Raw genomic sequence first — 26,840 nt, 5'->3', positions numbered from 1 at the left:
CGTCGCAACCATGCGAAAGCTTCTGACAATGCTCAACGCCATCATCAGAGACAACAAACCATGGCAAAACGCTTGACATCAAAGACAGTCGCTCATCCCGCTGCCGCGACCTTCTCCCCGGCGGGGAGAAGAAACAAGCGGCACGCGCTCGATCCCACGCAAGACTATCTTGTTCAGAAAACTCAGCCGTTCCGCCCGATCTTCTGCAGGCCTTCCTGGATCATGATGTCGGAATAAACGCGGTTGCGGCCATTCGCCTTGGCGAGATAGAGCAGCTGGTCCGCTGCATTCAGCTGGTTGTCGAAGGGCTCGCCCTTTTCGATCTCCACGACGCCGAGCGAAATCGTCAGGGCGAGGCTGCTACCGCTCAGCTGCCGGCCGTTCTTTTCCACTTGCCCGCGCAGATCCTCGCAGAACTGATAGGCGGCGTGCGCATCCAGCCCGCGCAGGAACACGGCAAACTCCTCGCCGCCCAGGCGGGCGGGAATGTGGCGTTGCTCGTCACACATGTCATGCAGCAGTTCGGCCAGCTTTTTCAGCGCCCTGTCGCCGGCATCGTGGCCCAGCGTGTCGTTGATCTTCTTGAAATGGTCGATGTCGAGAATGGCAATGGCGCCGCTCTCGTCATTGCCGTTGATGACATCCATCAGCGCCCGCGTGCGCTCGAAGAAGGAGCGGCGGTTCGGCAGGCCGGTAAGGTGGTCGCGTTCGGCCAGTTCGCGCAGGCGTTTGAGCTGCTTCAACGTCTCGATATTGTTATCGATACGGCACTGCAATTCTTCCGGCACGAAGGGGCGGTAGACGAAATCCGAGGCGCCAGCCTTCAGGAAGCTTGCCGAAAGCAACCGGTCTGTGGAGGACGATATGCCGATCACCCGCAAATCTTCGGATGAGCGGCTGTCGCAGATGCGGCGCGTCAACTCATAACCGTCCATGTCAGGCATATGATAATCGGTGATGACGAGCTGGATCGTCGGGTTCTGCGACAGGATTTCCAGCGCCTGCTTGCCGGAGTGGGCCTCGCTGACCCTAAAATTTTGCCGCTCCAGAATTTCCACGAGGCCGGACCGTGCCGCGCGCACATCATCGACCACAAGAACGGAGAATAGCTTGTTGTTCAAAATCCGCTGGACGGTTCTGACGACCGCATCGACGGTGCGATGACCGTCCTTGACGATGTAATCGATGATCTTCTTTTCGGCGTAGCGCTTGCGCGCCTCCTCATCCACCGTGGCGGTGAAAACGATGGCCGGCACCTTGCGCTCGGATAGAAGGGCGAGAATCTCGCCCTTCGGCGCATCGGGCAGGTTGAGACCCGTCAGCGCCAGCGTGAAACTATGGGCCTGCATGAGGGTATCGGCCGCGGCCATGCTGTCGCAATGGACGACCTCGGCCTCCGTTTCTTCCGAAAGCCGCGTCTTCAGCAGCATGGAAAGAGCAACGGAATCTTCAATCAGAAGGATTTTATCCTGCATGGCCGTCCCAAGCCCCCCTGGCCTGTCTTCACAATCTTTCCTCAACGCCGAATACTCGTCATCCGCGTGTCTGCGGATTCGAAATCCAGCTTATGCATTGTTGTGGAAAAAAATGCGGAATAGAAAAGTTCTTTTGTATTCACTAATCTATACGTCGGTGTTCGTATAGCCTTCTTGTGGAAGGCGAGATTTTTACTACACTTTCGTTGCAGCTTCGTTACAGAAGGTCGCGGATTTTATGAAAGACTGACGCTCTGCAGTTTAGCGGCAGTGCTTGAAACAAAAACGGCGCCCGGAAAAGGCGCCGCGTGATTGTCGATTTTCCGTTGGGAACGTTCCGTTTTCCGGACAGTCCGCAAAATTCGAAAAATCAAAAAACCGAATATTTTCAGGCGGTTTTGGCGGCAGGTTTACGCTTCAGCATCAGGGCTGCGGCCGCAACGGCCTTCAGTCCGAGCGGGCGGTAGTGGCTGTTGAGGTCGGGCTTCGCCTGCGGCTGCGCCTTCGTCTCGTTCGTCATTTCTCTCTCTCCACAATTCACGCCAATCGCCGTTGCGATGCGTGTGAGCCACTTCTTTCGCGGCTAATCTTGACGGATTCGAGGCGAAGAAAAACGAAGCCGGCTTTTCAGGCTGCGACATTTTGCGTCACATCCTGCGCCGGCTTGTGCGAGAAAAAATAAACCTGCGGTTTTAAATACCGCGATCGAGGCCGTTGCCGCCATTGGCATCGTCATGCCCGTCTTCCTCGATGGTCAGCGTGCCGTAGCGGCGATGCCAGAGGCGGGCGCTGATGGGAATGAAGACGAGATAGGCGGCAACCGTCAGAACCAGTACTTCCCAGGTGAAGCTCATGAGCATCGCTACATAAAGCACGACTACGAGGATCATCGGCAGCACCAGATCGCGGCGAATGCGGCTGGTGCCGGATTTGCCCGACCAGACCGGCAGGCGGCTGATGAGGAGGTAACCGATCAGCACGGTATAGGCGGCGGCGACATAGGCGAAGGGCTTGTCCGGCTCGACGCCGAGGAAGCCGAGATAAACCGGCAGCAGCACCAGCATGGCGCCCATCGGGGCGGGAACGCCCACGAAGAACTCATTCTGCCAGGGCGCCTTCACGGGCCGCTCGATCATGACGTTGAAGCGCGCCAGACGCAGGCCGGCGGCGATGACGTAAATGAGGGCGGCGATCCAGCCGATGGAGCGTGCCTGATCGAGAAGGTAGGCATAGACCACCAGCGCAGGCGCGACGCCGAAATTGACGATATCGGCCAGCGAGTCCATCTGCTCGCCGAATTTGGACGTCGCTTTCATCATGCGGGCGATGCGCCCGTCTATGCCGTCGAGGAAGGCGGCGAGCAGCACCATGCCGACGGCCAGCTCGAAGCGACCCTCGATGGCGAGACGCACGCCGCTCAGGCCCGCACAGATGGCCAGAACGGTGATGAGATTGGGAACGACGAGGCGAAAGGGAATTTCCCTCAGCCGCGGTCCACGGCCGCTGTCGCTGCGGCCCTCGGGTTTGCCGTTCTGTTGCGACTCGGCGATCGGCGTTTCCATGCGCATGCCCTTCCTGTTTCCGTCAGCCGCGGCGGCTGACGACCGGACCCTTGGCGGAGCCGAATTCGGCGAGCACGGTTTCACCGGCAATCGCCGTCTGGCCGACCGATACACGCGGCTCGAAACCTGCGGGAAGGAAGATATCGAGGCGCGAACCGAAACGGATAAGACCGAAACGCTCACCGGCATCGACTGGTTCATTCGGCTTTACCCAGCAGACGATGCGGCGTGCAACCATGCCGGCGATCTGCACCACGCCGACCTTGCCGTGCGATGTCTCGATGACGAGGCCGTTGCGCTCATTGTCTTCGGAAGCCTTGTCCACTTCGGCATTGAGGAAGAGGCCGGGACGGTAGGCGACATTGACGATACGGCCGCGTACCGGCGAACGGTTCACATGGCAGTTGAACACGTTCATGAACACCGAGATGCGCACCAGCGGCTCCTTGCCGAGTTCCAGCTCCAGCGGCGGAACGACGCTCTGCACGGCGGAAACCTTCCCATCGGCCGGGCTGATGATGAGGTCGTCATCCTGCGGCGTGACGCGCTCGGGATCGCGGAAGAAATAGGCGCACCAGGCCGTCAGCACCAGACCGACCCAGAACAGCGGTTCGGCGATCCAGCCGAGCACCAGCGATGCGACGAAGAAGGCCGCCACAAAGACATAACCTTCCTTGTGGATCGGTACGATGGTGTTGCGAATGGTGTCGAACAGATTCATGAGATTCCTTGCTCCGGTTTCCGTCTGTCGCGTCTATATGGTCGCGATACGACACGATCCAAACGGCAATGCGACAAATTTTGCCTAGCTGGTTACAGCCAAAAAGGCCGCCCGGCAATGGTGGGGTGCGCCCGTTGGCCCTGTTACCCCGGGGTACAGCCATCAATGGGCGGGTTCCCCGCGGTCGATGACACCCAGATCGTCGGTTTCACGCACATGGCGCAGCATTTCCTCGGCGCGGATCGCCTCGCGCTGGCGGCTCCACATCGAGGCGTAGAGGCCGTTCTGCCCCATCAGCGAGCTGTGCGTGCCGCGTTCGGCGATCTGCCCGTCCTTCAATACGATGATCTCATCCGCGCCGATGACGGTGGAAAGGCGGTGGGCGATAACCAGCGTCGTGCGGTTTTTCGAGACGATGTCGAGCGCGCTCTGGATTTCCTGTTCCGTATGCGTATCAAGCGCCGAAGTCGCCTCGTCGAGAATGAGGATCGGCGGCGCCTTGAGGATCGTGCGGGCAATCGCCACGCGCTGTTTTTCCCCGCCGGAAAGCTTCAGGCCGCGTTCGCCGACCATGGTGGCATAACCCTCCGGCAGCTTGCCGATGAAGGCGCTGATCTGCGCCGCATCCGCGGCCGCCCTCAGTTCCTCGTCGGTGGCTGAGGGACGGCCATAACGGATGTTGTAGGCGAGCGTGTCGTTAAAAAGCACCGTGTCCTGCGGCACCATGCCGATCACCGAGCGCAGGCTCTTCTGCGTCACATCGCGAATATCCTGCCCGTCGACGGTGACGGAGCCTTCCTGAATATCGTAGAAACGATAAAGCAGCCGCGAGATCGTCGATTTTCCCGCACCCGAAGGGCCGACGATGGCCACCGTCTTGCCGGCCGGCACGTCGAAGGAAACGCCCTTTAGGATCGGTCTTTCGGGGTCATAGGCGAAATGCACGTCGCGGAAGGAAATCGCGCCGGGTCCGGCTGCGAGCGGTTTCGCATCCGGCCTGTCGGTGACTTCCGCCTCCACCTCCAGAAGATCGAACATCTGTTCGATGTCGGTCAGGCCCTGGCGGATTTCGCGATAGACGAAACCGATGAAATTGAGCGGCACAGAAAGCTGCAACAACAGCGCATTGACGAAGACGAAATCGCCGATGGTCTGTTCGCCGCGCTGCACGGCAAGCGCCGACATTACCATCATGACGGTGGAGCCGATGCCGAAGATCACGCCCTGGCCGAAGTTCAGCCAGCCGAGCGAGGTCCAGATCGAGATCGCCGATTTTTCGTAACGCTCCATGGCGACGTCGAAACGCCGCGCCTCCATCTCCTCATTGCCGAAATATTTGACGGTTTCGAAATTCAGAAGCGAGTCGATCGCCTTGGTATTGGCGTCTGTGTCGCTGTCGTTCATGGCGCGGCGAATGCCGATACGCCAGTTGCTGGCCCGCACGGTGAACCAGATATAGGCCCAGACCGTGATGACCGTGACGAGCACATAGGAAAAACCGTAGGAGGCCCAGAAAATGATCGCCGTCAGCAGGAATTCGATAAAGGTCGGCGCGGTGTTGAGAATGGTAAAGCGGACAATGGTTTCGATGCCCTTGGTGCCACGCTCGATGACCCGCGACAGTCCGCCGGTCTTGCGCTCCAGATGGAACCGCAAAGAAAGCCGGTGCATGTGCACGAAGGTCCTGTAAGCGAGCTGACGCACCGCATGCTGGCCGACGCTGGCGAAAAGCGAATCGCGCAGCTGGTTGAGCCCGACCTGGATCAGCCGCGTCAGATTATAGGCGATCACCAGCGCGACGGCGCCGAGCAGGAAGGCGGGAACAAGCCCGGCCATATCCAGCCGGCCGTTCAGCGCATCGGTCGCCCATTTGAAGAAATAGGGAACGGAGATCAGCACCAGCTTGGCGACGATCAGGTACACGGTGGCCCAGATCACCCGCATCTTCAGGTCCCACCGCCCTTCCGGCCACATATACGGCCAGAGATTGATCAGCGTCTGGGTGGGATTGCTGGAATCCGCCGAAATGGTTTTTTTCTTCGTGGCCATCATTCGCTCCGGTCACTGCCGGAAGCCGACAGCAGGGCGGCGGCTTTGGTCAAGCCGCCGCGCGTGTCACAGATAGGGTCGTTGCGGGTTCACCGCAACGCTTCAAATGCTCAGGAGCCGCTCTTCAGCCGCTTGCGGTGAAGTTCTTCCGCATTCGGCAGCGCCTCTTTCGGCACGCCGAAAATCTGGCCGGGCTCGATCAGATCGGGGTTTTTGATCTGATCTTCGTTGGCGAGGTAGATCGTGGTGTAACGCACGCCCTGACCATAAACGCGACGGGAAATCTGCCACAGCGTATCGCCACGGCGGATGATGACGCTGTTCTGGCTCTCGGCTAGCGGCGCCTGCTCGAAGGTCTGCGGGCCGGCGGGCGCCTGTGGCGCGGGAGCGGCGGGTGCCGTGATGTGGAGTTCGGCAAGGCGGCTTGCCAGCGAGGCGATGCCCTTGCCGATTGCCGCCACATCGTTCGGCCATGCTTCAACCGATGTCAGCAACTGACGCGCTTTGGCGGTAATATCGCCCGCAAAAGCGGTGAAGGCGGGTTCGGTCGCGGCTGCGGTGCGGAATTCCGAAAGCGACTTGAGACCGATGACGACGGCGGAGCGGCCGGCAATGGCCTGATCGAGCGCCGGCGTGGCCTGATCCTTGTAAAGATTGGAAAGAATGCCGAAGGCCTTGGCGACATCGGCGCGCAGCTTTTCGAAAGCGGCGCGGTCGCTTGCCGTGCTCTGGTTTTCGGCAGGCGCCGTAGTCGTGGTTGCTGACGACGAAGCGGACGGCGTCTGCATGGCGACGGTTGCCTGATCGGTCTGCGGCCGCTCGAAGGGAACGCGCACACGCACCTTCGCGGTGCCGTCGGCATTCAGTTCCTCGACGGTGATGATATGGCTGCCGACGCTAAGATCGACATCACCTTCGACGACGAAATGGCCGGAGGCTTCCGTGATGCTCTTGCCGATTTCCCTGTCATCGACCAGCGCACGCACCGTTGAACCGGCAGGTGCGGAGCCCGCGACGAAAATCTTCGATCCCTCGAACTCGACGGCAGTGACCTGGACGCTCGATGTCAGCGGGGCCGCAGCGGACGGAGCCGCAGTACCGGCGAGCGGTGCGGAAGCGATGTTGGCGCTGGGCTCAGATGTTGCCGCAGGCTGCTGCGACGGCGCGGCTTGCGGCTGAAGCGCCGGCGGAGCCGCCTCCGGCATGGCCAGCACGCGGCTTGCCTTGCCGGGCTTGGAAACCATGGCCAGAAGCTCTCCCGCCTTGCCGTCAGGCACGGAAACCGTGGCTACTTCTTCGGATTGCGTCGCCTTGCCGCTGGCATCGGTCGAACGCAGCACCAGCTCGTGATCGCCCGGGGGAAGCGGATTGTCGAAAACGGCGGCGAAATCGCCGGTGCCGTCGATGGTCGTCTGGGCGACCACCTTGCCGTTGCTCAAGATTTCGAGCTTTGCGCCGGGCTGTGCCTTGCCGGCAATCACGGCCGAACCGTCCGGCTCGACACGCAGCACGTCGAAAGTCGGCGTGGCGGCAGACGATTGTGCCGCATCGGCGGGTGCTGCGGCCGGCTTTGCCGGTTCGGGCGCGCCATCGTCGGTGCCGGCGAAAACGCCTGCCAGACGGCGCACCTGTGCTGCCGCCGCCGCCGCATTGTCGGGCAGGCCGCGCAGGAACGCCGTGGTGCGTTCGGCGGCCGTGCGGGCGGTGGTGATGAGGCGCGACGTCGTTTCGTCCAGCGACTCTGGAATTTCGATATTCGTCAGTTCCTTGAGCGAGGTCTCGACCTTCTTGCGCGCCGCCGCGAAATCGGCGTCGGAGGGAACCTTGCTATCGGCGAAAAGCGTCGTCAGATCCTTGATCGACTGGGTAGCGGAAGCCGCCCGCCGCCCGACCTTGTCGGCGATATTGGCGGTTTCCTCGGCGGCGTCGGAGAGAATGTCGCCCGCCTTGTCTGCGCCCATTTCAACGCTGTTCTTCACGGCGTTGCCGGCCTCGTTGATGGCGTCGCCGATCGGTTTGCCGTCGTTTGAAATCCGCGGCAGGACGAAAAAGATCATGAGCAGGGACGCAACGCCCAGCACGATCAGCGCCAGCAAACCGGCCTTATTGTTTTTCATCCTGGAATCTCCGGGTATTTCAAGCTTTTCACACGAGTTGAGATTGCTAGCGTCTTACCTTGCGCCAGACAAGCGGCGAGTGGCCAAAAGGCCATATTTGCAAGGGATTTCCCAAATTTTCTTGACGTGCCGCATCGCACATAGTTCCTTCCCTTCATGACGGACAAAAATACAGCGATTCGATCCATCTGCGTTTATTGCGGCTCCCAGCCCGGACGTGATCCGGCCCATATGGAAGCGGGCCGCGCGCTTGGGAAATCCATTGCCGAAAACGGCATTCGCCTCGTCTATGGCGGCGGCACCAAGGGCATCATGGGCGCGGTTGCCAGCGGCGTTCTTTCCAATGGCGGCGAAGTGACCGGCATCATACCGGAATTTCTGGTCGATATGGAGGCGACGCGCCATTCTCTCGGACAATTGAACGAGCTTGTCATTACCAAGGACATGCATGAGCGCAAACATATGATGTTCGAGCGCTCCGATGCCTTCGTGACATTGCCTGGCGGTGTCGGCACGCTGGAGGAGATCGTCGAGATCATGACCTGGGCGCAGCTCGGCCGCCATGCCAAGCCGATGGTCTTTGCCAATATCAACGGTTTCTGGAACCCGATGCTGGAACTGGTGCAGCACATGCGCGATCAGGGTTTCATCCACCGGGCGCATCTTCTCAACCCGCTCGTCATCGACGAGGTGAAGGATATCGTGCCGGCCATCATCGACCGGGCGCTGGCGCAGCAGAAGCCGGAAGGCGATCCTTCGGTGATTTCCCGCCTCTAGGCCGGGATGGCGAAAAGCGTAAGCGGTTTTCGCCTTGAATCCCGGTCTGTTCATCCTGATCGGTGCGACGATTGTTAACGGCCGCCTCACGGCTCGTTACAATTTTAAATGTATATTAATACAGATTTAACGGCGGCATTGCTCCGCCCTCTCTTTTCATGGCCCCGCGACTGATCCTGTGCCAGCCTCAATAAGGCGTTGGTGTCGCGGAATTCGTTTCGCCGCCATGAGAGTGGGTGTCATCGGGAAATGATTGCTTTTGTGGTGCGGCTCAAAAGCCGGGCGCATTTTATTATTCAGAGAAATTCCGCGAAGGGCAGGGAGGCGCTCCTCGGTTCCGCCGCCCGCCGCAGGGTCGATGCGCGCATGAGGCTCGGCATCGTGATCGCCGTCTTCGCTGTCATCTATGGCGTCGTCGCCGCGCGTCTCGTGCAATACGGTCTTGCCGAACCCGTGGCGACCGCATGGATCAATACTGGCGTCAACGCCGTCGCCTCCCGGCCGGATATTGTCGATCGCAACGGCACGCTTCTGGCGACCGATCTCAACATGGTCTCGCTTTATGCGGATCCGCGCCGGATCGTCGATCCGGATGAGGTGGTGGAGAAACTCGCGACCGTCATTCCCAATCTCGACTGGCGTGAAACGCACCGCCGGTTGCGCTCGGACACCGGTTTTCAGTGGCTGCGACGGCAGCTGACACCCCGGCAGCAGGCGGATATTCTCAATCTCGGCATACCGGGCATCGGCTTCCGGCCGGAAAAGCGAAGGTTTTATCCGGGTGGCCCCACCGCTTCGCATATTATCGGCCACGTCAATGTCGACAATCAGGGGCTTGCCGGCATGGAGCGTTATCTCGACCAGCAGGGCCTGGCCGATCTGCGCGCCGTGGGTCTTGCCAGCGGCGCGCCGCTGGAGCCGGTGCGTCTCTCCATCGATCTCAGGGTACAGAACATCGTCCGCGAAGTGGTCGTGAAGGCGAAAAGCGCCTATCAGGCCGAAGCGGCAGGTTCAGTGATCCTCGATGTGGAGACGGGCGAGGTGCTGGCCATGGCCTCCGTGCCGGATTACGATCCGAACGAACCTTCCCGCACCCTTGCCGATGGCAGCATAGACAGGGAGTACGAAAAGGGCTGGTTCAACCGGATGAGCAACGCCACCTTCGAAATGGGCTCCACCTTCAAGAGTTTTACGCTCGCCATGGGGCTGGATGCCGGGGCGATCACACTGGGTTCGGTGGTGGATGCGTCGCGGCCGATCCGCATGGGCGGCTTCACCATCAAGGATTTCAAGGGCCGGAACCGGCCGCTCTCCATTCCGGAAGTGTTTCAATATTCATCGAATATCGGCACGGCGGCGGTGGCTGACAAGGTCGGGGTAGAAGGCCATCAGCAATTCCTGACGAAGCTCGGGCTGCTTACCAGAATGGACACGGAAATGCCGGGCGTCGCCACGCCCACCCAGCCGAGAAACTGGAAGAAGATCAATTCCGTCACCATCTCCTTCGGCCACGGCGTCGCCACCACCCCGTTGCAGACGGCGGTGGCCGCTGCCGCGCTGATCAATGGCGGCAACCTGATTTCGCCGACCTTCCTGCCACGTTCGAAAGAGGCCGCCGCATCGCTCGCGCGCACCGTCATCAACGACAGGACGAGCGCCGATATGCGCTACCTGTTCAACTGGAACGGCATCAAGGGTTCCGGCCGTGGCGCGCAGGTGGAAGGATTTCATGTGGGCGGCAAGACCGGAACCGCCGACAAGGTGATCAATGGCCGTTACGCCAAGGATATCAATTTCAACGCCTTCGTGGCCGGTTTTCCCATGCACAAGCCGAAATATGTCGTGCTGACGATGATCGACGCCCCGAGAACCGGCGTGAACGGCGGGCGCACGGCGGCCTCCACCGCAGCCCCGATGACACGCGAAATCATCGCCCAGACGGCGGGCCTTCTCGGCGTCAAACCGCGTTTCGGTTACGATGCCAACCCGCAATTGCTGGTGGATTATTGACGCCACCTCTCCTCATTCCCGTGATGAGCAAAGGAATGAGGGAAGCAGCCCGGATTAGCGCTTGAGCCGCAGCAGGCTGGAGCCGGTATAGATCGCCAGCGCCACCCAGATCATCGCAAAGGCGGCCATGCGCACCATGTCGAACGGCTCCTTGAAGACGAAGATGGCGATGAGGAAGATCATCGTCGGCGCGATATATTGCATGATGCCGATGGTCGACAGCCGCAGCAGTTTCGCGCCATTGCCATAGAGGATGAGCGGCACGGCCGTGATGAGCCCGCTTGTCGCCAGAAGCCAGGTATCGGCGGAATTGCCGCCCATGAAATGCGCCTGTCCGTTGAAGGCAAGCCAGATCATCACCAGCACGGCGGGGATGGATAAAAGCATGACTTCCAGCAGGAAGCCCTGCGTCGCGCCAATCGGCAAAGTCTTGCGGAAAAAGGCATAAAAACCCCAGGACACGGTGAGCGCGATGGACACCCAGGGCAGGCTGCCCGCATGCCAGGTGAGGATGGCCACCGCCAGCGCCACAAGACCGATGGCGGCGATCTGCGCCGGATAGAGCTTTTCCTTGAGAAGAACCGCGCCGAGGAAAATACTGAACAGCGGATTGATGAAGTAGCCAAGCGCGGCATCGAGCGCGCGGCCTGCCCCGATCGCCCAGATATAGACGCCCCAGTTGATGCTGATGAGGATGGCCGTCAGGCTGGCCATTGCCAGCATCTTGGGGGTTCTGAGCGCGGTTCTGATTTCCGCCGTGCGCCCGAGCGCAATCAGCACAACCGCCGCAATCGGCACCGACCAGACGACGCGATGGACGATGACCTCGATCGGCGAAATATGCGCAACCGCCTTCATGTAAAAGGGAAGAAACCCCCAGAGCAGATAAGCGGAAAGCGCGAAAGCAAAACCGCGCGCGCTGTCGCCGCCCTCCTGGGCCGGGAGCGATTTGTCGAGTGCCATGGGGAGTACCGCCAATTGTTCGGATAGCGTTTTATAACGGATCGCCACAGTGGCGGCCAATTCATTTCCGTGAAGGGTCCATGAGAAAAACTGCATGAATAAAAGGCGCGCTGCCCTTGAAATGGGCTGCCCCGCGACGGGAGGAGACGATTCACGCAGGAAGCCCCGCCTGAATCATTGTCTTATCCGGCCGTCGCAAGGCGCTGAAAGGACGGGTTATTTCCCGGCAAAACGGTCGTTGGCGCGGATCAGTTGGTCAAGAATGCCCGGCTCGCTCATCGCGTGTCCGGCCGCCTCGATGATGTGGAAATCCGCCTTCGGCCAGGCCTTGGCCAGCTGCCAGGCATATTTCAGCGGGCAGGGCATGTCATAACGCCCATGCACGATGACGCCGGGAATATCTTTCAGTTTGCCGGCGTCGCGCAGCAATTGGCCTTCCTCCAGCCAGCCGCCATTGACGAAGAAGTGGTTTTCGATGCGGGCGAAAGCGATGGCGTATTTATCCTCGCCAAAATCCTCGACCCGGTCGGGATCGCTGACGAGCGAGATGGTCGCCCCTTCCCACTGGCTCCATGCCTTGGCGCATTCGAGTTTCTTTGCCTCGTCGGTGCCGGTGAGATAGCGGTTATAGGCCTGCATCATCTCGCCGCGTTCGGCTTGCGGGATGGGCGCGATGAATTTTTCCCACCGATCCGGATACATTTCGGAAACGCCGAACTGGTAGTACCAGTCCAGTTCCGGTCTGGTAACGGTGTAGATGCCGCGCAAAACCAGTTCGCTGACGCGGTTCGGATGGGTCTCGGCATAGGCGAGCGCCAGCGTCGAGCCCCAGGAACCGCCGAAAACCAGCCATTTTTCGAAGCCGCAGAGTTCGCGCAGCCTTTCGATATCGGCAACGAGATGCCATGTGGTGTTGGCTTCAAGTTCGGCATGCGGCGTGGAGCGGCCGCAGCCGCGCTGATCGAACAGGATGACGTCGTAAAGGGCGGGATCGAAAACGCGGCGATGCGTGGGGTTCACCCCGCCGCCGGGGCCGCCATGCAGGAAAACCGCCGGTTTTCCACCGCGCGTGCCCACCCGTTCCCAATAAATCGTGTGGCCGTCCCCGACATCGAACATGCCGGTCTCGAAGGGTTCGATCTCGGGGTAAAGGCCGCGCAATTCTTCGGTCATGGGTCATCGTCCTTCGCTGGCCATTCGGCCGTATCATGGTCCGGGTGCTGGTAATTTTTCACCCGAGGGGGAGGGCTATCCGTTGCAGGTTCCGGCTCGACCGGCAAGCCATCGAGTGAGCTGAACCAGTGCATTTTACCGGCGAGATTGGATTGCGCCTCGGGCCTCACCCGCTGGGGTTCGTCCAGCGAACCGAGGGTGATATTGATGAAATCGGCGCCCGGCATGTCATAGAATAGCGGCGTGCCGCATCTGCCGCAGAAACCGCGACGCACGTGATCGGAAGACTGGAACCACGCTGCTTCGCCACGGGTCATTTCAAATTGCGTAAGCGCAGCTGCGGCAAGCGGCATGAAATAATTGCCCGATGCCTTCTGGCACATGCGGCAATGGCACAGATGCGGATAACGAAGACCGCCTTCTATCCGATAACGCACTGCGCCGCACTGGCATCCGCCGCTGAAACCCTCGGCCCCGCTCATGCGCGCTCGTCTTCCGGCGGCCAGACCTGCGTGTCGTGATCCGGGTGCTGATAGGAGGTGATCTCCGCCTCGTCCACGCCCTGTTCCACGGCCGGTTTGCCGAACAGCTGCTCGATCCAGGGCATGCGCTTGTGGAAATTGACCTGCACCTGCGGCTCGATCCGCTCGGGCTCATCGAAAGCGCCGATGGCGATCTCCACGCCGCCGGGATAATGATAGGTCAACGGCGTGCCGCATTTGTTGCAAAAACCGCGATGGATTTTTCCCGAAGATCGGAAGAGGGACGGCTGGCCGCGTGTCCAGGTCAAATGAGCCTGATCGGCGCTGACCAGCGCGCCGAAAAAATTGCCGAAATGTTTCTGGCACATGCGGCAATGGCAGATGGAGGCCCGGCCGAGCTTGCCCGCATGGAAACGCACGGCGCCGCACTGGCAACCGCCGGAAAATCCCGCTTCGCTCATCATCTGTTCTCCGGTGGCCAATTTTCGGTGTCGTGGTCGGGGTGCTGGTAGGAAACGAGATCGGCGAGGTAATCCACCTGCGTCAGGTCGTCCTCTGTGGCAACCGCAGGCAGCGTGTGAAGCGTGTCGACGAAATCGATCTTGCGTTCCACGCCCCACTGAATGGTCGGCGGCAACGCGGCGGGATCGTCAAAGGCCCCGGCCGCCACCGCCACACCGTCAGGCGCTTCATAAGTCAGCGGAGTTCCGCATTCAGGGCAGAAACCGCGCTTGACGACGCTGGAGGACTGGAAGCGTTTCGGCTCTCCCCGCGTCCATTCGAATTCCACGCCGCGCACCGAAACCAGCGGCGCGTAATAGGCCCCGAAAGCCTTCTGGCACATGCGGCAATGGCATATGGAACTGTCTTTCAGTTCACCGGAGGCGCGAAAACGGATCGCGCCGCACTGGCATCCGCCGGTATATGTCGTCATGGTCGGTCCTCCTTCACCATTCGGATAATGTGGAGACAGACATTGTCGATGTCTCCGAGGATATCCTCGTTCCAGAAACGGAGGACTGTCCAGCCAAGTTCCTCAAACGTGCGTGTTCTCTCTCGGTCATAGGCTGCCTCAGCGTCATCCGCGTGCTGAAACCCGTCCAGTTCGACAATGATCTTATGCGAGGGGCAAGCGAAATCAACGATATATCCGGCAACCGGCAGCTGGCGTCTGAAAGACAGGCCGTCAAGGCGGTGAGCGCGGACGGCGTTCCAGAACTTCAGTTCTGCGACGGTCATGGTCTTCCGCATCTGCCGGGCATACGCGCGGTGTTTTAGCTCGACCTTGGCATGGGGCACGGGATGCTCGCGGCTTGATGGGGGTGCGGCGAGATTGGAGCATGGCGTGGGTGAAAGCAAGGGCGTGTCGTGGGGCTTACCCCCCTCTGCCCTGCCGGGCATCTCCCCCTCAAGGGGGAGATCAGCAGGAGGCGCTACCTCAACTTCACTCTTAAGCGTTGAGATGGGCAAGACCGCGCCACAGATCGATCTCCCCCCTTGAGGGGGAGATGCCCGGCAGGGCAGAGGGGGGGTGAGCCTCGAATGCGGAGCCTACCGCTTCAACTCCCACGTCGTCGTCCGTTCCCCGGTCTCCTTGTCCTTCCCATCCTTCAGCTGAATACCCTTCTCGGAAAGCTCGTCACGCAAACGATCCGCTTCCGCAAAGTTCTTCGCCTTCAACATTTCCAGACGCAATTCCACCAGCGCATCGACGGCCGAAACGATGGCCTCGTCCATTTCCGCCTTCTTCGGCAGCACACCGAGCAGGGCAGCACTGGCCGCAAAGGCAGGCAGCCTGGATGGATCGGTGTTGGCAGCATGCGCCAGCGCATGCAGCGCCTGCACGGCGGCAACCGTGTTGAGATCGTCGGCAAGCGCTTCGAGCACGGTTTCATCCGGTGCAGCATTGGAGGCTTCCGCTGCTGGCCATTTGGCGAGCAGGCGTTCGGCCTCTTCCAGACGCTTCACCGAAAAATCGATCGGCTCGCGATAATGCGTCATCAGCATGGCAAGGCGCAGAACCTCGCCGGGCCATTTCCGGCCGCCGAATTTCTCCGTGTGCAGCAATTCGTAGATCGTCACGAAGTTGCCTTCGGACTTCGACATCTTGCGGCCTTCCACCTGCACGAAGCCGTTATGCATCCACACATTGGCCATGACATGCGTGCCGTTGGCGCAGCGCGATTGGGCGATTTCGTTCTCATGGTGCGGGAAGATGAGGTCGAGCCCGCCGCCATGAATATCGAAGACCTCGCCGAGGTAGCGACCGGCCATGGCCGAGCATTCGATATGCCAGCCCGGACGGCCACGGCCCCAGGGGCTTTCCCAGCCGGGCTCATTATCCGAGGACAGCTTCCACAGCACGAAATCGCCGGGGGTTTTCTTGTGGGCTTCCACCGCCACGCGCGCGCCGGCTTGCTGCTCGTCCAGCGGCCGCTTGGAAAGCTGGCCATAATCCGCCATCGAGCGGGTATCGAACAGCACCTCTCCGCCAGCCGTATAGGCATGGCCGCGGGCGATCAGCTTCTCGATGAGGTCGATCATTTCCGCGATGTAGTCGGTGGCGCGCGGTTCGACGGTCGGCGGAAGGCAGCCGAGCGTGGCCACATCCTCATGGAACTGGTCGGCGGTCTTTTTCGTCACCGCATGGATGGCGTCGTTCAGCGGCAGATGCGGATAATCCCTCAGCGCCCGCGCATTAATCTTGTCATCGAGATCGGTGATGTTGCGGGCATAGGTCACATGGTCTTCGCCAAAGACGTGGCGCAGCAGCCGGTAGAGAACATCGAAAACGATGACCGGGCGCGCATTGCCTATATGAGCAAAATCATAAACCGTCGGACCGCAGACATACATGCGCACATTGTCAGCGTCGATCGGTGCAAATTCCGCTTTTTCGCGTGTGAGTGTATTGTGAAATTTCAGGCGCAAGGACATGCGGCAGTTCCCTAAAGGCAGAATATTATCCTGGCCGGAACGTTTATCTTTCTTGACCTTGCGGGAGACGAAAACGATCTGGCCGGTGGCGAACCAGCAAAAAAAATCTCAGCAGCAGGTGCAGATCATCGTTCTCATATCTTGCTTTATGGCGCGGCGGTGCGGCCCGGTCAAGAGCAACCGTGGTGGCCAAACCGCCGCCCCGAGCGGAAAATATTCACTCTGGCTGACGGTAATCCACGAATTTTCCTTCGCGCACGACGAAGAGTTTACCGGTCTCTTTGAGATCGGGCGAGGCGAGCGGAAGAATGGCTGCGGCCACCTCAGATGGATGCGGCACGGTGGCCGGGTCTTCGCCGGGCATGGCCTGCGCGCGCATCGCCGTGCGCGTGGCGCCTGGATTGATGCTGTTGACGCGAAGCGCGCTCTTCTGCGTTTCCGCCGCCCAGGTGCGGGCCAGCGCTTCGACTGCCGCCTTGGAGGTGGAATAGACACCCCAGAAGGGGCGACAGCTATGGGCGGCGCCCGAGGACAGGATCAGCGCGCGGCCGGCATCCGACTTCAGAAGCAGCGGTTCGACCGAGCGGATCAGTCGCCAGGTGGCGGTGACGTTGATGTTCATGACCCTTTCGAAGACTTTCGCCTCGATATGGCCAACCGGCGAGATGACGCCGAGAACGCCGGCATTGGCGACGAGAATATCGAGCTTGCCCCAGCGCTCGAAGATATTCGCGCCCAGCGCATCGATGGCCTTCATGTCGGAGAGATCGAAGGGAACCAGCGTCGCCGTGCCGCCGACGGCCTTTATGGCGTCGTCCAGCTCCTCAAGGCCGCCCACCGTGCGGGCGCAGGCGATGACATGCGCCCCGGCCTTGGCGAGCTCCAGCGCCGTGAAATAGCCGATGCCGCGCGATGCGCCGGTAACGAGAGCGATGCGGCCCTTGAGATCGATAGTCGTCATTGTCTCCCCCGAAATGATTGCGCTTCCTTCTACGAAGCGCCGCTGGCTTTTCGCAAGCGATCATATCGTCGCATGCGATGACCTGAACAAAAGGCAAGAAAAAAGCGGCCACCGGAAGCCGGATGGCCGCTTGTGTGAGGCGTATCAGCCGTTGCTGGCCAGCATGGAAATCTTGCTGCCCATCGCCTCGCCATTCTGGTCGAGAAGGCGGGTCGGGTAATCGCCGGTGAAATAATGGTCCGTGAACTGCGGACGGGCCGGGTTGCGGTTTTCGCCGCCAACGGCGCGGTAAAGTCCGTCGATGGACAGGAAGGCCAGCGAATCGGCGCCGATATATTTCGCCATCGCCTCGACATCGGCATATTGGTTGGCGAGCAGCTTGTCTGCGTCCGGCGTGTCGATGCCGTAGAAGTCCGGATGGAAGATCATCGGGCTCGCAACGCGGATATGCACTTCCTTGGCGCCCGCCTCGCGGATCATCTGCACGATCTTCACCGAGGTCGTGCCGCGCACGATGGAATCATCCACCAGCACCACGCGCTTGCCCTCGATCATCGCCCGGTTGGCGGAATGCTTGAGCTTGACGCCGAAAGCGCGGATCTGCTGCGTCGGCTCGATGAAGGTACGGCCGACATAATGGTTGCGGATGATGCCGTATTCGAAAGGAATACCGCTTTCCTGCGCAAAACCGAGTGCTGCCGGCGTGCCGCCATCGGGAACCGGAACCACCACATCGGCTTCCAGCGGCGCTTCCTTGGCCAGGTTCATGCCCATATTCTTGCGCGTCGTATAGACGTTGCGGCCGCCGACGACGGAATCGGGGCGGGCGAAATAGACATATTCGAACAGGCAGAGACGCTCCGGCTGCGGCTTCGAAGGCTTGCGCGCATCGATGGTGATCGAACCGTCAGGCTGGATTTCGCAGATGATGACTTCGCCGTTCTCCACGTCACGAACGAACTTCGCACCGATGATATCGAGAGCGCAGGTTTCCGAGCAGAAGATCGGCTTGCCATCCAGCTCGCCCATGACCAGCGGGCGGATGCCGATCGGGTCACGCGCGGCAATAAGCTTGGTGCGCGTCATCGCCAGCATCGAATAACCGCCTTCCATCTGGCGGATGGCGTCGATGAAACGATCGGCGGTGGAGGAGTGGCGCGAGCGGGCGATGAGGTGAAGGACGACTTCGGTATCCGACGTCGACTGACAGATGGCGCCGGTGGCGATGATCTGGCGGCGAAGCGTCAGGCCGTTGGTGAAATTGCCGTTATGGGCAATGGAAATGCCGCCTTCTTCCAGTTCGGCAAACAGCGGCTGCACGTTGCGCATCGCAACTTCGCCCGTCGTCGAATAACGGGTGTGGCCAATGGCGATGGAGCCGGGCAGGCGGGCAAGGGTTGCCGGATCGGTATAATGATCGCCGACGAGGCCCATATGGCGTTCCTGATGGAAGCGCTTGCCATCGAAGGAGACGATGCCGGCTGCTTCCTGGCCACGATGCTGAAGCGCATGCAGGCCGAGAGCGGTCAGCGCCGAGGCGTCGGCATGGCCGAGAATGCCGAACACGCCGCATTCTTCATGCAGCGTGTCGCCATCGATCTCTTCCTTGAAAGTGGCCCCAGGGAACGGGGAATGCGAAAGCGGCTCAATCATCCGGCTTGCCCTTGCTCTCTACCGAGAAAAAAAGAAAGACCTCTCCGGTGAGTATTTCCCCCGGTCGGTCCGTCTGTGTCGTGCTTGATATTTAGCACAAATAGCGCGCCTTGCATGCATTGCAAGGCGCGACACTGTGTCAATTATTCGTTGCCGGCGGATTTGTTGCCGGCACATCTTCCGCAGGCGCCTGAGTGGCTGCCGGCTCCTGTGGTTTTCCGAGGATGCGGGCGCGGATCTGCGGTTCGATATCGTCAGGCAGAACCGCCTCCAGCTTGCCCACCAGCCCGTCGAGGAAGGGCTTGGACTTCGCCTGCGTCACCCATTCCGGCTGCGTCTTCACATCCACCAGCCAGTTCCAGAAGGCGACTGCGACGACAAGCAGCAGAATGCCGCGCGCCGCGCCGAACAGGAAACCGAGCGTGCGATCCAAAGCGCCGATGCGGCTGTCGATGATGAAATCGGCAATGCGCGAGGTGATGAAGGAAATCACGATCAGCGAGACGAGGAAGACCACGCCCGCAGAACCGGCAATGGCGATCTTGTCGTCATCGGTATAGTTGCGCGCATAGGGCAGCAGGACCGGATAGAGATAATAGGCAGCGGCGACCGAACCGCCCCAGCTCGCAATCGACAGAATCTCGCGTGAAAAACCGCGCACCATTGCAAGAAGGGCGGAGAAAAGAACAACGGCGATGACGATGCCGTCGAAAATTGTAATGGGCATATACCAACTCCGGAGGTGCGACGCCTTGTCAGACGCTGCCTTGCCAATTTTGCGATCCTCTTACACCACTGTTTCCCTTGGCGAAAGGATCAATATTCGTCGTCCTCAACCTGTTTGAACCGGTTGCCGGAGCCGGCGATGCGGGCCACGAGGTCCGGAAGGCTTTCGATTTCCGTCCAGCGCCCTTTGCCGCCTTTCGGCAATTCAGCCGAAGCAGAAGGCAGAAGTGCGGCGGAAAAGCCGAGTTTTTCAGCTTCTTTCAATCGCTGGCCCGTATGCGAAACCGGCCGAACCGCGCCCGACAGGCTGATTTCGCCGAAATAAACACAATCGGCGGGCAGGGCAAGACCGGCAAGCGATGAAACCAGCGCCGAGGCAATCGCCATATCGGCGGCCGGTTCGGAAATGCGGTAGCCGCCGGCGACATTCAGATAGACATCATGCTGGCCGAGCTTCACCCCGCAATGGGCCTCCAGCACGGCCAGAATCATGGCAAGCCGTGAACTGTCCCAGCCGACCACGGCGCGACGCGGCGTACCCAGCGAAGTGGCAGCGACCAGCGCCTGCACCTCGACAAGCACGGGTCGCGTGCCCTCGATGCCGGCAAAAACCGCAGCACCCGGCGACTTTTCGTTGCGTTCGCCGAGAAACAGTTCGGAGGGGTTGGAGACTTCCCGGAGGCCGCGATCCGACATTTCGAAAACACCGATTTCATCGGTCGGCCCGAAGCGATTCTTGACGGTGCGCAGGATGCGATGATGATGTCCGCGATCACCTTCGAAATAAAGCACGGCATCGACCATGTGCTCGACCACGCGCGGACCGGCAATCTGGCCTTCCTTGGTGACATGGCCGACGAGCACCATGGTCGCGCCGGTCTGCTTGGCGAAACGGATCATCGCCTGCACGCCGGTGCGCACCTGCGTCACCGTGCCGGGGGCGGAATCGGCCGTATCGCTCCACAGCGTCTGAATGGAATCGATGATGACAAGATCGGGCCGCTTGCCTTCGGATATCGTCGCCAGAATATCCTCGACATTGGTTTCCGCCGCCAGCAGCACATCGGTTTCCGCAGCCCCGAGACGCTGCGCGCGCAGGCGCACCTGCGCCACCGCCTCTTCGCCCGAGACATAGATGATGCGATGCCCGCGCCGCGAAAGAGCCGCTGCGGCCTGCATCAGCAACGTCGATTTGCCGATGCCCGGATCACCGCCGATCAGAACCGCCGAACCGCGCACGAAACCGCCGCCGGTCGCCCGGTCGAGTTCGCTGATGCCGGTCGGAATGCGCGGCGCTTCCTCGATCTCGCCGGAAAGCGAGGTGAGGGTGACAGGCCGACCCTTCTTGGGTGTCTTGCCCGGCCCGGAGCCGATGCCACCCATCGGATCCTCTTCGACGATGGTGTTCCACTCGCCGCAGCCTTCGCATTTTCCCGCCCAGCGGGTGTGAACCGTGCCGCAGTTCTGGCACACAAATTGGGTCTTGGCTTTGGCCATGTTATGTCAGTTTTCTTCTTGTTTGAAATGGTCGGCGGAGATGTCTTGGTGGCCGTGAAGCACGCGCAGCACATACATTTTATTATCATCGACAATGAAATAGATGCATCGCTCACGATAAGGGAAGGCCCGCAAATTCGGCGCGAAACTTCGAGGTACGCCCGTTATCCCATATCGCGCCAGCGAGATCATTTTGCCGTTGATGTCGTCTAGAAAGCGTCTGGCAGCAACGGGATTGAATTGGGCAATGTAATTATGATCGGCCAGAAGATCGTTCAGCGCCTGTGCGGTGACCACTAGACGCCTTCGCTTCATTCTGCTCCTCCGCCAGCTTCATAATGTGTGCAGTAAAATCATCTGCACTGGAGAACTCCATAACCCGTCCAGCCTCCACATCATCAAGCCCTTCCTGAATCAGTCGTTGAAGCTCTACAAGCTTGCCTTCCTTGCTGCCCAGCAAACGCAGACCCGCTGAGACGACCGAATCCGCGTCCTTAAAGACGCCCGCCGCCACCTGCTCCTCGATGAACTTCTCGTCCTGCTCGCTCAAATGGATTTCGGGCATTTCGATCTCCTTTTGTTCTCTTCTAGCACAGGTGACGGCAGCTTTCCAAGGGCTAAAGGCGCTGCTCAGTCGTCGGCCATCAGATATTGCCGTTCGTAACGCAGGCCAAGCCCCGTCAGCATCTCGTAACCGATGGTGCCGGCCGCCCGCGCGGTCTCGTCGACGGGCACGTTGGGACCGAAAAGCTCGATATAGTCGCCGGCACGGATGGCATTGGGCGGAACATCCGTCACGTCGAAAATGGTGAGGTCCATGGTCACGCGGCCGGCCACCGGCACCCTGTGGCCGTTGACGACGCCATAGGCGCCGCCGTGGCCCATTTCGCGCAGCGGAATGCCGGAACCGGAAAGCGAACGCTGATATCCATCCGCATAACCCACGGAAGCGATGGCAAGGCGGCTTGCGCGCTTCAGCAGAAAGGTGCCGCCATAACTCACGGTCTGGCCTTCGCCCGCTTCGCGAATCTGGATGATCCTCGCTTCGGCTGTGGCGACGGGACGCATGGGGTTCGCCATGCCGTTGACCGCTTCGCCGCCATAAAGGGCGATGCCGGGGCGGGTGAGGTCGAAATGATAGTCCGAGCCGAGAAAAATCCCGGCGGAAGCCGAGAGACTTGATTCGATGCCTTCGAAAGCGGCGCTAACCTTTCGGAATGATTCGAGCTGGACCCTGTTCATTGGCGAAGACGGGGTGTCTGCGCAGGCGAGATGCGACAGCACCAGAACCGGGTCGAAACTCGCCGGCCGCGTCACGTCGTCAGCCAGAAACAGCGCGTCGTCGAGCGGCAATCCGAGCCTGTTGAAACCGGTATCCACATGCAGCGCGCAGGGGTGATCGCCCCGCTCGGCAACCGTCGCCATCCAGAAGGAGAGCTGTTCTTCGGAGGCGAGAACCGGCACCAGATCGTTGTCGAAGACCTGACGTTCCTGCCCCTGCCAGATGCCGGAAAGCACGAAGATGCGCGCTTCCGGGGCATAGGAACGCAGGGTCGCGCCCTCTGCCACCGTCGCCACGAAGAAATCGCGCGCGCCGGCGTGGTAAAGCGTCGCTCCGCAATCCTCGATACCGAGACCGTAGGCATCGGCCTTGACCACCGCCGCCGTCCGCGCCCCCCCGGAACGCTTCTTCATGTCCCGCCAATTATCGGCGAGCGCGCCGAGATCGACGGTCAGCCTCAGCGGTGCGTGCTCGAAAATGTCGGTTTCGTTTTCGGGAAAGCTGTCTTCGAAGTCGTCTGTCATGCCATGCGTCCGGTTGATCTTGAACCGGTTTGGACCCTAGCACTTTTGTTCAAGACGGTAAGGATGGAATGTTTTAAACTCACGCTATGCACAATGTTTCGCAGGAACAGGCCATAGATGTCATGCCGATTGCGACGACGGAAACCACCCGTTTCTGGCGCGACAGGCGTTTTGGCGGCATGGAGTGCCTGAGCGCGACTTTTCTGACGCATGAATATTCGCCGCATGCGCATGATACCTTCTCGATCGGCGCAATCGAAAGCGGTTCGCAGATTTCCACCATTCAGGGCACCACCGAACAGACGGGGCCGGGGCATCTTTATCTCATCAATCCGGACGAGGTTCACGATGGCGCACCGGGCGGCGGCGGTTATCGTTATCGGATGATCTATCCCGATATCGTCTTGCTGCGCGATATTATCGAGGATGTGACGGGCAGGGCCTTTCACGGCACGCCCTCCTTTCCGAGATTTTTGCCCCGCGATCCGCAGATGGCGGCGGCTTTCCAGATGGCGCATCGGCGGCTGGAGGAGAAATCCGGCGCTCTGGAGGCGGATGAGGGCATGTTCTCGGTTCTCGCCGCCCTGTTCGGCAGGCACGGCAGCGCCATTATCCTGCCCGTCGAAACACGCGAGAAAACGGCGGTTTATACCGCCCGCGATTATCTTTCCGACAATTACGAGAGCGATATCGGCCTAGAGGAACTGGCCTCCATCGCTGGTCTCAGCCGTGCGCACCTCATTCGCGCTTTCAGGAAAGAGTTTCACATCACCCCGCATGCCTATCTGACGGATGTGCGCATCCGCAGGGCGCGCCGGCTTCTGCGCGCCGGCGAGATGCCGGCCGAGGTGGCAGCGATGTGCGGTTTTGCCGACCAGGCGCATTTCACCCGGCATTTCAAGGCCCGCACCGGTGTCACACCGGGGCAGTTTCGGGTAGCCTGAGTTCAAACCCCGCATTTCCGTTCGGAAATGCGGCAAAAGAAAAAGCGACGCTTCAGCAGAAAACCGCCTGACATCACTTTCGTTCAAGACCGAACAATGTCGCAAGCGTAATCCCTCTCTTTCGAAAGGGAGAATGCGATGTCCATATCGGGAAAAGGCACGGAATTCAGCGCGGGATTGCGGGCAGCCGCGCCGTTGCTGGTCGCCATGGTGCCCATCGGCGTGGTGTTCGGTGCGGTCGCCATCGGCAAGGGTCTGTCACCGCTCGAAGCCTCGCTAATGTCGCTGCTGGTCTTTGCCGGCGGTTCGCAATTCGTGGCGATGGATCTATGGACGCATCCGGCAAGCTGGAGCGCACTCGGCTTTGCGGCGCTGCTGGTCAATCTGCGCCATGTGCTGATGAGCGCCTCCATAGCCGGCAAGCTGGATGATTTCAGGGGCTGGCGCAAATATGCCGCCATGCTGGTGCTGACGGATGAATCCTGGGCATTGTCGGAATTTCGTGTCATTGCCGGACGGTTGACGGTGGGTTTCTTCACCGGTGCAGCGCTCTCGATCTATCTCGTCTGGAACCTTGCAACCCTTGCCGGCGCGCTGCTTGGCTCGGTGGTGGGGGACATGTCGGTCATCGGTCTGGATTTCGCCTTTCCCGCGGTCTTCATCGTGCTGCTCATGGGGTTCTGGAAGGGCAGGGAAACCGGCTTCGTGCTTCTGGCAAGCGCCGCTGCCGCCTGTCTCACCCACGCGCTGGTTCCCGGCGCCTGGTATATCGCCGCCGGCGCGCTGGCGGGTCTGGCCGTCGCCGCCTTTGGCCACGAGGAACAGGCGGAGCAGCCGGCATGACACTCGATCCGAATACGCTGCTGACAATCCTTGCCATGATGGCGGCAACCGTCGCGACGCGCCTTGGCGGCCTGTTGCTGGTCACTCATTTTACACTGACGCCACGCCTGAAAAAGGCGCTCGGCGTGGTGCCGCCCGCCGTCCTGATGGCCGTGGTGACACCGACGGCGCTCGCCAGTGGGCCGGCGGAAACCATCGCCTGCGCAATCACCGCCATCGCGGCGCTGCGCCTCAGCCTTCTGCCGGCCGCAACGCTCGGTGTTGCCGCCGTGGCGCTGCTACGCGGAATCGGATTGTAAAAAAATCCTGCCAAAGTCCTGAAAAGATTCCGGACTCTGCGTTCGAAATGCAACGGGCGCAGCGAGGGCAAAAATACATCACCCTCGCTGTGCTCCAGATCAATGTTCTTCGTACTGGCTGAAGCTCGGATCGGCCAGATCCGTAAAGCGGGTGAATTCGGACTGGAAGGCAAGCTTCACCGTGCCGGTCGGTCCGTGACGCTGCTTGGCGATGATGACGTCGGCCGTGCCTTTCACCTTGTCGAACAGCGCTTCCCATTCGGCATATTTGGGATCGGAAATATCGCGCGGCTCCATGTTCTTGACGTAATATTCCTCGCGGAACACGAAAAGCACCACGTCGGCGTCCTGCTCGATGGAGCCGGATTCACGCAGGTCGGAAAGCTGCGGGCGTTTGTCTTCGCGGCTTTCCACCGCACGGGAGAGCTGTGACAGCGCGATGATCGGAACGTTGAGTTCCTTTCCGAGCGCTTTCAGACCCGTGGTGATCTGGGTGATTTCCTGCACGCGGTTTTCGCCGCTTTTGCCGGAGCCGGTCATAAGCTGAACGTAGTCGACCACGAGAACGTCAAGGCCGCGCTGGCGCTTCAGGCGGCGGGCGCGGGCGGAAAGCTGGGCAATCGAGATACCACCGGTCTGGTCGATATAAAGCGGGACCTTCTGCATCATCTGGGAGCAGGCGACAAGCTTCTCGAAGTCAGCCTCGGTAATGTCACCGCGGCGGATTTTCGAGGAGGACACTTCGGTCTGCTCGGAAATGATACGGGTGGCGAGCTGTTCGGACGACATTTCGAGCGAGTAGAAGCCGACGACGCCGCCGTTCTTAGCCTTGTACGACCCGTCCGGCTGCACTTCCTGCTCATAGGATGCGGCGATATTGTAGGCGATGTTGGTCGCAAGCGAGGTCTTGCCCATACCCGGACGACCGGCAAGCACGATAAGGTCGGAACGCTGCAACCCGCCCATGCGGGCGTCGAGCGAATGAATGCCGGTGGAAATGCCGGAGAGATTGCCGTCGCGTTCGAAGGCCGCGCCCGCCATGTCGATCGCCAGCGCCACCGCATCGTTGAAGGACTGGAAACCGCCATCGTAACGGCCGGTTTCCGCCAGCTCGAACAGGCGGCGTTCGGTGTCTTCGATCTGCGCCTGCGGCGGCATGTCGAGCGGCGCGTCATAGGCGATGTTGACGACATCCTCGCCGATCTGGATCAGCGCGCGGCGCAGCGCCAGATCGTAGATCGCGCGACCGTAATCTTCCGCATTGATGATGGAGACGGCTTCCGCCGCAAGGCGCGCGAGGTACTGCGCCACCGTCAGATCTCCGATCTTGTCGTCGGCGGGCAGGAAGGTCTTGATCGTCACCGGATTGGCGGTTTTGCCCATGCGGATGATATCGCCCGCCACCTCGAAAATCTTGCGGTGCAGCGGTTCGTAAAGATGCACGGGCTTCAGAAAGTCCGACACGCGGTAATAGGCGTCGTTATTGACGAGGATGGCGCCGAGCAGCGCCTGTTCGGCCTCGATGTTGTTCGGCGCTTCGCGGTAATGCGGTTCCGCCGGTTGCGCGGGGGTGATCTTTCTCACAGCGTCGTTCATGGTTTGCGCGATCTCCCTTTGCCTTTGTCCTTGAACCTCGGGTTTGGCTTCCTGGGGCATGGCAGTCAATGATAATGTTGCAACACTCTATGGCAGGCTGACGTCCGCTCTGCGAAGCTCGATCACTTCTTCAGTTGTCCCCAGCAATCCACAGGCGGGTTGGGGACAAGGCGCCGGATCCTTCCGGCAAGGTGATTCGCTGCCATGAGTTTATCGCATGGCAGACCCGGCGTGAAAGAAACTTGAAAA

26 protein-coding genes are annotated in these 26,840 nt (G+C 60.5%); 5 read left to right on the top strand and 21 right to left on the bottom strand.

Going from position 1 to position 26,840, the window contains the following annotated elements:
• Positions 1 to 182 precede the first annotated feature (182 nt).
• From ACQZ40_RS06460 to ACQZ40_RS06435, 6 genes are all read right to left on the bottom strand, one after another.
• Positions 183 to 1,475, bottom strand: coding sequence for a GGDEF domain-containing response regulator (locus tag ACQZ40_RS06460; RefSeq protein ID WP_433822466.1), 1,293 nt, complete (start codon positions 1,473 to 1,475; stop codon positions 183 to 185).
• Between the two features lie 388 nt (positions 1,476 to 1,863).
• Positions 1,864 to 1,995: a hypothetical protein gene (locus ACQZ40_RS06455; protein ID WP_003496883.1), complete on the bottom strand. Its 132-nt coding sequence runs from the start codon at positions 1,993 to 1,995 to the stop codon at positions 1,864 to 1,866.
• A 172-nt stretch (positions 1,996 to 2,167) separates the two neighbouring features.
• The gene (gene pssA / locus ACQZ40_RS06450; RefSeq protein WP_433822465.1) at positions 2,168 to 3,037 is read right to left on the bottom strand and encodes a CDP-diacylglycerol--serine O-phosphatidyltransferase; all 870 of its coding nucleotides are present in this window, start codon (positions 3,035 to 3,037) and stop codon (positions 2,168 to 2,170) included.
• Positions 3,038 to 3,059: 22 nt separating this feature from the next.
• Positions 3,060 to 3,758, bottom strand: a complete 699-nt coding sequence (locus tag ACQZ40_RS06445; RefSeq protein WP_003520681.1) for a phosphatidylserine decarboxylase — start codon at positions 3,756 to 3,758, stop codon at positions 3,060 to 3,062.
• Positions 3,759 to 3,920: 162 nt separating this feature from the next.
• Complete coding sequence (locus ACQZ40_RS06440) at positions 3,921 to 5,807, bottom strand: ABCB family ABC transporter ATP-binding protein/permease (protein ID WP_080856183.1); 1,887 nt, start codon at positions 5,805 to 5,807, stop codon at positions 3,921 to 3,923.
• A 110-nt stretch (positions 5,808 to 5,917) separates the two neighbouring features.
• On the bottom strand, positions 5,918 to 7,924 hold the full coding sequence (locus ACQZ40_RS06435) for a LysM peptidoglycan-binding domain-containing protein (protein WP_448747598.1): 2,007 nt from the start codon (positions 7,922 to 7,924) through the stop codon (positions 5,918 to 5,920).
• 156 nt (positions 7,925 to 8,080) lie between these two features.
• Here ACQZ40_RS06435 and ACQZ40_RS06430 point away from each other — a divergent pair, with 156 nt between their 5' ends.
• Both ACQZ40_RS06430 and ACQZ40_RS06425 read left to right on the top strand, forming a co-directional pair.
• Positions 8,081 to 8,701 (top strand): LOG family protein, encoded by a 621-nt coding sequence (locus ACQZ40_RS06430; protein WP_078054106.1) that lies wholly within the window; start codon positions 8,081 to 8,083, stop codon positions 8,699 to 8,701.
• Between the two features lie 249 nt (positions 8,702 to 8,950).
• Positions 8,951 to 10,711, top strand: coding sequence for a peptidoglycan D,D-transpeptidase FtsI family protein (locus tag ACQZ40_RS06425; protein ID WP_065654110.1), 1,761 nt, complete (start codon positions 8,951 to 8,953; stop codon positions 10,709 to 10,711).
• 54 nt (positions 10,712 to 10,765) lie between these two features.
• On the opposite strand, the gene rarD is transcribed toward ACQZ40_RS06425, so the two are convergent.
• The 14 genes from rarD to alr form a co-directional block, all read right to left on the bottom strand.
• Positions 10,766 to 11,674 (bottom strand): EamA family transporter RarD, encoded by a 909-nt coding sequence (gene rarD / locus ACQZ40_RS06420; protein WP_035237103.1) that lies wholly within the window; start codon positions 11,672 to 11,674, stop codon positions 10,766 to 10,768.
• A gap of 216 nt (positions 11,675 to 11,890) precedes the next feature.
• Entirely contained in the window at positions 11,891 to 12,847 is a 957-nt protein-coding gene (gene pip, locus ACQZ40_RS06415) for a prolyl aminopeptidase (RefSeq protein WP_448747597.1), read from the bottom strand.
• Positions 12,844 to 13,329 (bottom strand): GFA family protein, encoded by a 486-nt coding sequence (locus ACQZ40_RS06410; RefSeq protein WP_174039017.1) that lies wholly within the window; start codon positions 13,327 to 13,329, stop codon positions 12,844 to 12,846. The genes pip and ACQZ40_RS06410 overlap by 4 nt, the downstream gene beginning before the upstream one ends.
• Positions 13,326 to 13,790, bottom strand: coding sequence for a GFA family protein (locus ACQZ40_RS06405; RefSeq protein ID WP_078054103.1), 465 nt, complete (start codon positions 13,788 to 13,790; stop codon positions 13,326 to 13,328). The genes ACQZ40_RS06410 and ACQZ40_RS06405 overlap by 4 nt, the downstream gene beginning before the upstream one ends.
• Positions 13,790 to 14,263, bottom strand: coding sequence for a GFA family protein (locus tag ACQZ40_RS06400; RefSeq protein ID WP_003520697.1), 474 nt, complete (start codon positions 14,261 to 14,263; stop codon positions 13,790 to 13,792). The genes ACQZ40_RS06405 and ACQZ40_RS06400 overlap by 1 nt, the downstream gene beginning before the upstream one ends.
• A complete protein-coding gene (locus ACQZ40_RS06395) occupies positions 14,260 to 14,628 on the bottom strand; it encodes an endonuclease domain-containing protein (RefSeq protein ID WP_448747596.1) in 369 nt (122 codons plus the stop codon). Before ACQZ40_RS06395 ends, ACQZ40_RS06400 begins: the two co-directional genes overlap by 4 nt.
• A 252-nt stretch (positions 14,629 to 14,880) precedes the next feature.
• Positions 14,881 to 16,266 (bottom strand): cysteine--tRNA ligase, encoded by a 1,386-nt coding sequence (gene cysS, locus ACQZ40_RS06390; RefSeq protein ID WP_065654102.1) that lies wholly within the window; start codon positions 16,264 to 16,266, stop codon positions 14,881 to 14,883.
• Positions 16,267 to 16,483: 217 nt separating this feature from the next.
• Positions 16,484 to 17,227 (bottom strand): SDR family NAD(P)-dependent oxidoreductase, encoded by a 744-nt coding sequence (locus tag ACQZ40_RS06385; protein WP_174044163.1) that lies wholly within the window; start codon positions 17,225 to 17,227, stop codon positions 16,484 to 16,486.
• A 144-nt stretch (positions 17,228 to 17,371) separates the two neighbouring features.
• Positions 17,372 to 18,880, bottom strand: coding sequence for an amidophosphoribosyltransferase (purF, locus tag ACQZ40_RS06380; protein ID WP_003520704.1), 1,509 nt, complete (start codon positions 18,878 to 18,880; stop codon positions 17,372 to 17,374).
• A gap of 139 nt (positions 18,881 to 19,019) precedes the next feature.
• Positions 19,020 to 19,607: a CvpA family protein gene (locus tag ACQZ40_RS06375; protein WP_035261832.1), complete on the bottom strand. Its 588-nt coding sequence runs from the start codon at positions 19,605 to 19,607 to the stop codon at positions 19,020 to 19,022.
• A gap of 89 nt (positions 19,608 to 19,696) precedes the next feature.
• On the bottom strand, positions 19,697 to 21,103 hold the full coding sequence (radA, locus tag ACQZ40_RS06370; RefSeq protein WP_003520708.1) for a DNA repair protein RadA: 1,407 nt from the start codon (positions 21,101 to 21,103) through the stop codon (positions 19,697 to 19,699).
• 6 nt (positions 21,104 to 21,109) lie between these two features.
• A complete protein-coding gene (locus tag ACQZ40_RS06365; protein ID WP_142169811.1) occupies positions 21,110 to 21,400 on the bottom strand; it encodes a type II toxin-antitoxin system RelE/ParE family toxin in 291 nt (96 codons plus the stop codon).
• On the bottom strand, positions 21,357 to 21,668 hold the full coding sequence (locus ACQZ40_RS06360) for a type II toxin-antitoxin system ParD family antitoxin (protein WP_065654098.1): 312 nt from the start codon (positions 21,666 to 21,668) through the stop codon (positions 21,357 to 21,359). The genes ACQZ40_RS06365 and ACQZ40_RS06360 overlap by 44 nt, the downstream gene beginning before the upstream one ends.
• Positions 21,669 to 21,733: 65 nt before the next feature.
• Positions 21,734 to 22,909, bottom strand: coding sequence for an alanine racemase (alr, locus tag ACQZ40_RS06355; RefSeq protein ID WP_448747595.1), 1,176 nt, complete (start codon positions 22,907 to 22,909; stop codon positions 21,734 to 21,736).
• Between the two features lie 86 nt (positions 22,910 to 22,995).
• On the opposite strand from alr, the gene ACQZ40_RS06350 reads away from it, so the two are divergent.
• The 3 genes from ACQZ40_RS06350 (at position 22,996) to ACQZ40_RS06340 (ending at position 24,995) form a co-directional block, all read left to right on the top strand.
• Positions 22,996 to 23,853 (top strand): AraC family transcriptional regulator, encoded by an 858-nt coding sequence (locus ACQZ40_RS06350; RefSeq protein WP_448747594.1) that lies wholly within the window; start codon positions 22,996 to 22,998, stop codon positions 23,851 to 23,853.
• A gap of 138 nt (positions 23,854 to 23,991) precedes the next feature.
• Positions 23,992 to 24,696 (top strand): AzlC family ABC transporter permease, encoded by a 705-nt coding sequence (locus ACQZ40_RS06345; protein WP_448747593.1) that lies wholly within the window; start codon positions 23,992 to 23,994, stop codon positions 24,694 to 24,696.
• Positions 24,693 to 24,995 carry an AzlD family protein gene (locus ACQZ40_RS06340; protein WP_003520714.1) on the top strand — a complete coding sequence of 101 codons (303 nt, stop codon included), beginning with the start codon at positions 24,693 to 24,695 and terminating at the stop codon, positions 24,993 to 24,995. The genes ACQZ40_RS06345 and ACQZ40_RS06340 overlap by 4 nt, the downstream gene beginning before the upstream one ends.
• A gap of 99 nt (positions 24,996 to 25,094) precedes the next feature.
• Here the strand turns inward: ACQZ40_RS06340 and ACQZ40_RS06335 are convergent, their stop codons facing one another.
• Positions 25,095 to 26,591, bottom strand: coding sequence for a replicative DNA helicase (locus tag ACQZ40_RS06335; RefSeq protein ID WP_003520716.1), 1,497 nt, complete (start codon positions 26,589 to 26,591; stop codon positions 25,095 to 25,097).
• Positions 26,592 to 26,840 lie beyond the last annotated feature (249 nt).

The organism is Agrobacterium sp. 16-172Ci, from assembly GCF_053522725.1.
The sequence above is the reverse complement of the archived record's forward strand: the minus strand, read 5'-3'. Positions and strand labels throughout refer to the sequence as shown.